This window comes from Sphingobium indicum BiD32 (assembly GCF_000382885.1).
In the GTDB taxonomy this organism is placed as follows: Bacteria; Pseudomonadota; Alphaproteobacteria; order Sphingomonadales; family Sphingomonadaceae; genus Sphingobium; species Sphingobium japonicum_C.
Genome location: NZ_CAVK010000232.1, coordinates 21,894 through 29,042 on the forward strand (window position 1 = coordinate 21,894; position 7,149 = coordinate 29,042).

5 protein-coding genes and 1 pseudogene are annotated in these 7,149 nt (G+C 59.2%); 5 read left to right on the forward strand and 1 reads right to left on the reverse strand.

Annotated features, from left to right (window positions below; all coding sequences use genetic code 11):
* The first annotated feature begins 7 nt into the window (after positions 1 to 7).
* From EBBID32_RS20535 to EBBID32_RS20555, 5 genes are all read left to right on the forward strand, one after another.
* Complete coding sequence (locus EBBID32_RS20535) at positions 8 to 2,164, forward strand: 3-hydroxyacyl-CoA dehydrogenase NAD-binding domain-containing protein (protein WP_006966134.1); 2,157 nt, start codon at positions 8 to 10, stop codon at positions 2,162 to 2,164.
* Entirely contained in the window at positions 2,161 to 3,318 is a 1,158-nt protein-coding gene (locus EBBID32_RS20540; RefSeq protein WP_006966136.1) for an acyl-CoA dehydrogenase family protein, read from the forward strand. Before EBBID32_RS20535 ends, EBBID32_RS20540 begins: the two co-directional genes overlap by 4 nt.
* 32 nt (positions 3,319 to 3,350) lie before the next feature.
* Positions 3,351 to 4,178 carry an SDR family NAD(P)-dependent oxidoreductase gene (locus EBBID32_RS20545; RefSeq protein ID WP_006966138.1) on the forward strand — a complete coding sequence of 276 codons (828 nt, stop codon included), beginning with the start codon at positions 3,351 to 3,353 and terminating at the stop codon, positions 4,176 to 4,178.
* Positions 4,179 to 4,303: 125 nt separating this feature from the next.
* Positions 4,304 to 5,524, forward strand: coding sequence for a serine palmitoyltransferase (gene spt / locus EBBID32_RS20550; protein WP_006966140.1), 1,221 nt, complete (start codon positions 4,304 to 4,306; stop codon positions 5,522 to 5,524).
* A 214-nt stretch (positions 5,525 to 5,738) separates the two neighbouring features.
* Positions 5,739 to 6,323 (forward strand): VOC family protein, encoded by a 585-nt coding sequence (locus EBBID32_RS20555; RefSeq protein WP_081628147.1) that lies wholly within the window; start codon positions 5,739 to 5,741, stop codon positions 6,321 to 6,323.
* Positions 6,324 to 6,428: 105 nt separating this feature from the next.
* Here EBBID32_RS20555 and EBBID32_RS23835 read toward each other — a convergent pair.
* Positions 6,429 to 7,109 (reverse strand): annotated as a pseudogene (locus EBBID32_RS23835) (IS5 family transposase).
* Positions 7,110 to 7,149 lie beyond the last annotated feature (40 nt).

Genomic DNA, 7,149 nt, shown 5'->3' on the forward strand with positions numbered 1-7,149 from the left:
GAATACCATGCGACACATCAAGATCGAACGGGCGACCGACGGCATTGCCACACTCATTCTCGATAATGCCGATGGCAGGATGAATGTCGTGAATGACGCCTTCATCGCCGACATGGAGGCCGTCACCGCAGAGATCACGGCCGACGGTTCCATCACCGGCGTGATCGTTACCAGCGCGAAGTCGACCTTCATGGCCGGTGCCGATCTCAAGAAGCTGGCCGGCGGGTTCACACCCCACGAGGCACTCGTGTTCTCGCAGCGCGCAAGCCGGATGCATCGGGCGATGGAAACCTCCGGCAAACCCTGGGTCGCGGCCCTGAACGGTCTAGCGCTCGGTGGCGGCTTCGAACTTGCCCTGGCCTGCCATTACCGGGTCCTGGTCGACGATCCTAAGGCAGTTGTCGGCTTGCCCGAGGTGAACGTCGGACTGTTGCCGGGTTCAGGCGGAACGGTTCGTCTGGGGATCTTCACCGGAATGAAGACCGCCATCGACCTGCTCTTGTCGGGCCGCTCCGTCGCGCCGCAAGAGGCGCTGGCCTTGGGGATCGTCGATGAGGTGGTGTCGGCGGCGAACCTGATTGATCGTGCCCGGGCCTGGCTGGGCACCAATCCGGATCCCGTGCGCGAATGGGACAAGAAGGGCTGGGTGCCGCCCCACAAGAAGGGCATGACGGTGCCGGAAAATTCGGCGGCCTATATGATGGCCGTCGCCGAAGTCGCGCGGAAGGGCTACAATGCCCCGGCCCCGCTGGCGATTCTGGCGTCGGTGTTCGAGGGGCTTCAGCTTCCCTTCGACAAGGCTCTGTCGGTTGAAAGCAAGTATTTCGCCAAGCTGCTGAGCGGACCGGTCGCCCGCAACATCATCCGCACCAGCTTCATTTCCAAGCAAGCGGCGGAAAAGGGTGCTCGCCGGCCCGCCAACATCCCCGTGAGCCAGGTCCGCAAGGTTGCGGTGCTTGGCGCCGGCATGATGGGCGCAGGGATCGCTTGCGTCTCGGCTGCCGCCGGGATCGCGGTCGTGTTGCTCGACCGCGACGTCCCGACTGCCGAAAAGGGCAAGGCCTATACGGCAAAGGTCCAGGCCAAGCTTGTCCAGGGTGGCAAGCTGGACCAGGCGCAGGCTGACGCGATCCTGGCCCGCATTACGCCGACCGACGACTACGCGCTGCTTGAAGGGTGCGATCTCGTGGTCGAGGCCGTGTTCGAGGACACCGCCATCAAGGCAGAGACCACGCGCAAGGCCGAAGCTGTTCTGCCGGAAACCGCGGTGTTCGGTTCCAACACCTCGACCTTGCCGATCGGCCAGCTCGCGCAGGCCTCGCAACGTCCCGCACAATTCATCGGCATCCATTTCTTTTCGCCGGTGGATCGCATGGGCCTCGTCGAGGTCATCCTCGGCAAGCAGACGTCGCCTGAAACCCTCGCGCGCGCGCTCGACTTTATCGGCCAACTGCGCAAGACGCCGATCGTCGTCAACGACAGCCGCGGTTTCTACACCAGCCGGGTGTTCCAGACCCTCATCCATGAAGGCGCTGCGATGCTGAACGACGGGGTTCCGCCGGCCGTCATCGAGAACGCAGCGAAAGCGATTGGTATGCCGGTCGGCCCACTGGCGCTTCTCGACGAGCTGACCGTCGATCTGCCGCTCAAGATCGTTGAACAGGCGATTGCCGAGGATGGGGACAAGCATATCCCACCCGCCGGCGTGGCGGTGCTGCGTAAGATGCGCGACGAAATCGGTCGCCCGAGCCGCAAGGCCGGCGGCGGCTTCTACGAATACCCCGAAGGCGGGAAAAAGCGGCTGTGGCCGGGCTTGGCCAAGCATTTCCCGGTCGGTTTGGGGTATGACGTCGAAGAACTCAAGCAGCGCTTCCTCTATGCCCAGGCGATGGAAACGGCGCGCTGCCTCGAGGAAGGCGTGCTCGAGACCCCCGAGGACGCCGATCTCGGCGCAGTATTCGGCTGGGGCTTCCCACTATGGACCGGAGGCACGATCAGCTACATCGACACGGTGGGGATCGAGACGTTTGTAGCCGAGTCCGACCGCCTCGCGCAGAAGCACGGCCCCCGGTTCCTGCCGTCCGCCTGGTTGCGCGACAAGGCGAGCCGGCGCGAGCCGATCTATCCGGCCGAGGCTGGCGTTGACGGAACTAAGGCCGCATGAAGCGCCTGACATTCGCGGCGGAACACGAGCAGTTCCGGGACAGCGTGATCAAGTTCATGCAGGCGGAAGTCGCTCCCCACGTGGAGCGCTTCCTCCAGCAGGGCATGGTCGATCGCGAGCTCTACCTCAAGGCCGGGGCGCAGGGCTTGCTCTGCACCTGGGCCGAGGAAAAATACGGCGGCGCGGGGATCGATGATTTCCGCTTCGAGCAGATCATCATCGAAGAGAACATGCGCCACGGCGACATCGGGTTCTACATCAACCTGCACAACGATCTGGTCGCGCCCTACATCGCCAAGCTGGGGACCGAAGAGCAGAAATCGCGCTGGATGCCAGGTATCGTCAGCGGCGAGAATATTCTGGCCGTTGCCATGACCGAACCGTCGACCGGTTCGGATCTGGCCGGCATGCGAACGCGTGCCGAGGACAAGGGCGACCACTGGCTGCTCAATGGCGCGAAGACCTACATCTCCAACGGCATCCTATCGGACTTGGTGGTCGTGGCCGCGCGAACCGATCCGGAAAGCCGCCATGGGCTTGGCTTGTTCGTGGTTGAGCGCGGAATGGAGGGCTTCGAGCGTGGTCGCAAGCTCGACAAGATGGGGATGCAGGCCCAGGATACAGCCGAGCTGTTCTTCAACGACGTCAAGGTGCCCAAGGCCAACGTACTGGGCGATCCGTCGCAGGGTTTTCGCTACCTTTCCCGCTTTCTGGCGCAGGAACGTCTCGTGGCGGCGATCGGTTTTCTGGCCACGGCGCAGACCGCTTTCGACATCACGCTCGATTACGTCAAGGAACGCCGAGCCTTCGGAAAGCCGATTGGCGCGTTCCAGAACACCCGGTTCAAGATGGCGACGATGCGCGCCGAACTGGACATGGCGCAGACCTATGTCGACCAGTGCGTGCTGCTCCTAAATGCCGGAGAGCTCGCTGCCGAAGATGCATCGGCCGCCAAACTCTTGACGAGTGAGCTTGAAGCCCGCGTCATGGACGAGTGCGTCCAACTGCATGGCGGGGCCGGTTATATGAGCGAGTATCGGATCAGCCGGATGTACAGGGATGCGCGCATCAGCCGCATCTTCGCGGGCACCTCGGAAATCATGCGCGAGATCATCGGTCGGTCGCTGGGGCTGGACGAACGCAAGCTCGTCTAGAGGCTGGCTCATTTGCAGGAGTGGAATCCACATTGAAAGTTCTGAGTAACAAGGTAGCGATCGTAACGGGGTCTGGTCGGGGGATCGGCAAGGCCATTGCGCTGAAGCTTGCGGACGCCGGTGCAGATGTGGTGGTCAACGATCTGGATGAATCGGTTGCAGCACAAACTGCTGACGAAATCACTGCTCTGGGTGCCCGCGCCGCGATATGCGTCGGCGACGTGACTTTACCCGAGTTCGCTGGTCGGATGGTCCGGACTGCGGTCGAAGTGTTCGGCGGGATCGACATTATCATCAATAATGCGGGCTATGCCTGGGATTCAGTGATCCAGAAGACCACCGATGAACAATGGGAAGCCATGATCGATGTGCATCTCAACGCTCCGTTTCGTCTTTTGCGCGCAGCCCAACCGGTAATCGCCAATGCCGCGAAGGCCGAAATCGAACGCGATGGCCGGGCGATGCGCCGCACCGTCATCAACATTTCCTCGGTGGCCGGTCTGGGCGGCAACGCAGGACAGGCGGGTTATGCCGCAGGGAAGATGGGCGTCGTCGGTCTCACCAAAACCCTGATGAAGGAATGGGGGCGCTACAATGTAACGGTCAATGCCGTGGCATTCGGCGTCATCAAGACCCGAATGACTGCCGGGGAACACGGCAAGTCGACTATTACCGTTAAGGATCGCGAGATAAGGGCTGGCCTGAGCAGGGAAATTCTGGATGCGATGGAGAGCGGTATCCCCCTGGGCCGGGCCGGCACGCCGGAGGAAGCTGCAGGCGCTGTATACCTGTTATGCCGGCCTGAAGCCGATTACATTTCCGGGCAGGTGATCGTCGCCGGGGGAGGGTGGTCTCTGTGAATCTGCTGCGGCCGTCACAACAGGATCGGCGCAAGATCATTAGAGTCATCATCCCCGATCATCGGTAGGCCAGAAGACGAAACGATGGCTTGCGTGCATCGGTGGAGTGAAGGGGTGTCAGCAACATGGATTTATTCAGCAAATTTGATCATGTTATCGCTGAGCGGGACAGGCTGATTGAGTTGAATGAGGTCAATCCCTTCGACGTTGTGATGGATCAAGTGATTTCACCGACAGTTGCAATTTGCGGCGGTCGTGAAACGATGCTTTTGGGCACTTACAACTACATGGGCATGACATTCGATCCAGACGTTATCACCGCAGGGAAAGAAGCGCTGGCAGAGTTTGGAGCCGGAACGACAGGCAGTCGGGTCTTCAACGGAACCTATGCAGGGCACCGGGCGGTCGAGCAGATACTGTGTGAATTCTATGGCATGAATCATGCGATGGTATTCTCTACAGGTTACCAAGCGAATCTGGGGATAATCTCAACGATCGTCGGCAAGGGCGACTATATTCTCTTGGACATCGACAGCCATGCTTCCATTTGGGATGGATGCAAGATGAGCGACGCTGAAGTCGTGCCCTTCAAGCACAACGACAGCAGTGCGTTAGAAAGGCGCTTGAGCCGCATGCCTGCTGATGCGGGGAAACTCTTGGTGCTGGAAGGCGTCTACTCGATGCTCGGAGACGTGGCGCCGCTAAGGGAAATGCTCGGTATTGCCAAGAAATATGGCGCAATGGTTCTTGTAGACGAGGCCCATTCGATGGGTGTTCTGGGTCGCAATGGGCGAGGTGCCGCCGAGGATCAGGACTGCCTCGACGAGGTTGATTTCATAATCGGGACATTTTCAAAATCCGTGGGAACGGTCGGGGGATTTTGCATCTCGAACCACCCGAAGTTCGAAATAATGCGGTTAACCTGTCGACCCTACGTATTTACGGCCAGTCTTCCTCCAAATGTCGTCGCAGCCGCCTGTACATCAATCAAGAAACTTGCGCACGCTCGCGAAAAGCGGAGGCGGCTATGGGAGAATTCGCGGACCTTGCACGAGGGGTTGAAGACAGCAGGCTTCCAGTTGGGCGTCGACGAGCCTCAAAGTGCCATTATCTCGTTGATCATGCCCAGTCTGAAACGCGGCATTTTGTTCTGGAGCGCGCTACTGGATGAAGGCTTGTACGTGAACCTAGCGCGCCCGCCCGCTACGCCGGCACATATGACATTGTTGCGGTGCTCGCTTTGTGCCGACCACACGTTGGATCAGGTTAGGCAAGCCATTGATATATTTACTCGAGTCGGATTGACCCAATCGCTCATTCCATATCGCGATCAGCGTAATGATTAGACTGGATTCACTGGATTCACTGGATTCAATGGATTTACCAACCGCGTCCAACTGAGGTGGGGCGAAAAGGGAAACCGGCCGAGCCACCAAGAGTATCGAGGCCGACTGCTCGGCACTATCGGTCGATAGGCTCGAGACCAGTTATGCTGTGCTCCTTTCGTAGCGACGCAATCTTGCGTCAAGGCGACGCACCATATTGTGGAGGAGGATCGCAATGAAACTTGCCAACTTGAGCAGTCGCTCAGGATTGCTAGCAGCCGCGGGTTGCTGCTTTCTGTTGTGGGGTGGTGAAGCGCTTGCCAGTGATCGGGGTTTAATGGCAGCGCCGGTGGTCTCAAATGCTGGGGGCGAACAGTGTCGCGCGACAGCCCGTGTCAAAGTGCCAACGCCCAAGACACTTTCTGCTGGAATGTTTCAGTCAAAGTTGATTGTCGAAAACCTTGAAAGAATGTCTTCATTCTACAGTGAAGTCCTCCAAACATACCAAACAAAGCACTTCACTTCCACGATGAATATGCGCCCCATGGAAGAAAAGATGTTCGAATCTCCCAATGGAGTTGGCCATCCTCTTGTTCTAATCCGGTTCTTGGACAGCAAGCATATTAGCCACGGCCAGGTCGTTCTTGTTTTCTTTACAGATGACATGGATGCCTTCATCAGCCGAGTCCAGCAATGTGGCGGGCGGGTAACCGAGCGCCGCGATGATACTGAACACAAGGTAAGAATCGCTTTTTGGTACGATCCAGAGGGCAACCTAGTTGAGACGGTTCAGTTAGGGTATGAGCCGCAGGCGAAATAGGCTCAACCGACTGGGCGGCCGTGAGGAGAGGAGTGTCGTCCTAGGCTCAGGACTCACTGATCAGAGCCAGATGAGCACGTTGGCGGCCAGTGGGAGTGCGGAGAATTAGACGGTTGGGCAGCGTGGCAGCGTGTTGCCACGCGGCGCCAGTCCTTCAGGCGGCCCAACATGATCGCGATGCGGTTACGCCGTTTGTACCGCCGCTTGTCGTATTTGACGGGCAGAGATCGGGATTTGCGGCCCGGAATGCTCGGTTTGATGCCCTTTTGCTCCAAGGCATTTCTGAACCAGTCCGCGTCATATCCACGGTCGGCGAGCAAGGCCGCTGCACCGATGTAATCGCTGACCTGGTCAGCCGCGATGAAGAAGCTCAAAGGACGGCCGTTGGCATCAGTCACGGCATGCAACTTCGTGTTCATGCCGCCCTTGGTCCGCCCGATCATACGCCCGAGATCCCCTTTTTACCTCAAGGCTGGAAGCCGTGCGGTGGGCCTTGAGATAGGTCGCATCGGTCATGACGGTCTGCGGCTCGGCTTTCTGGGCGGACAGGCCTTCCATCATCCGAGTGAACACGCCCATTTCGCCCCACCGTTTCCAGCGGTTATACAATGTTTTGTGCGGCCCGTATTCTCTAGGCGCATCCCGCCAATGCAAGCCGTTCCGGTTGACGAAGATGATCACGCTCAGGACCCGCCGGTCGTCAACCCGTGGCTTGCCGTGGCTCTTAGGGGAATATGGCGAAAGGCGCGCCATCTGCTCGTCCGTTAGCCAATACAGGTCGCCTATGCTCAGTCTCCTCGCGGAGCCTGATGATGTGGACGCCCCC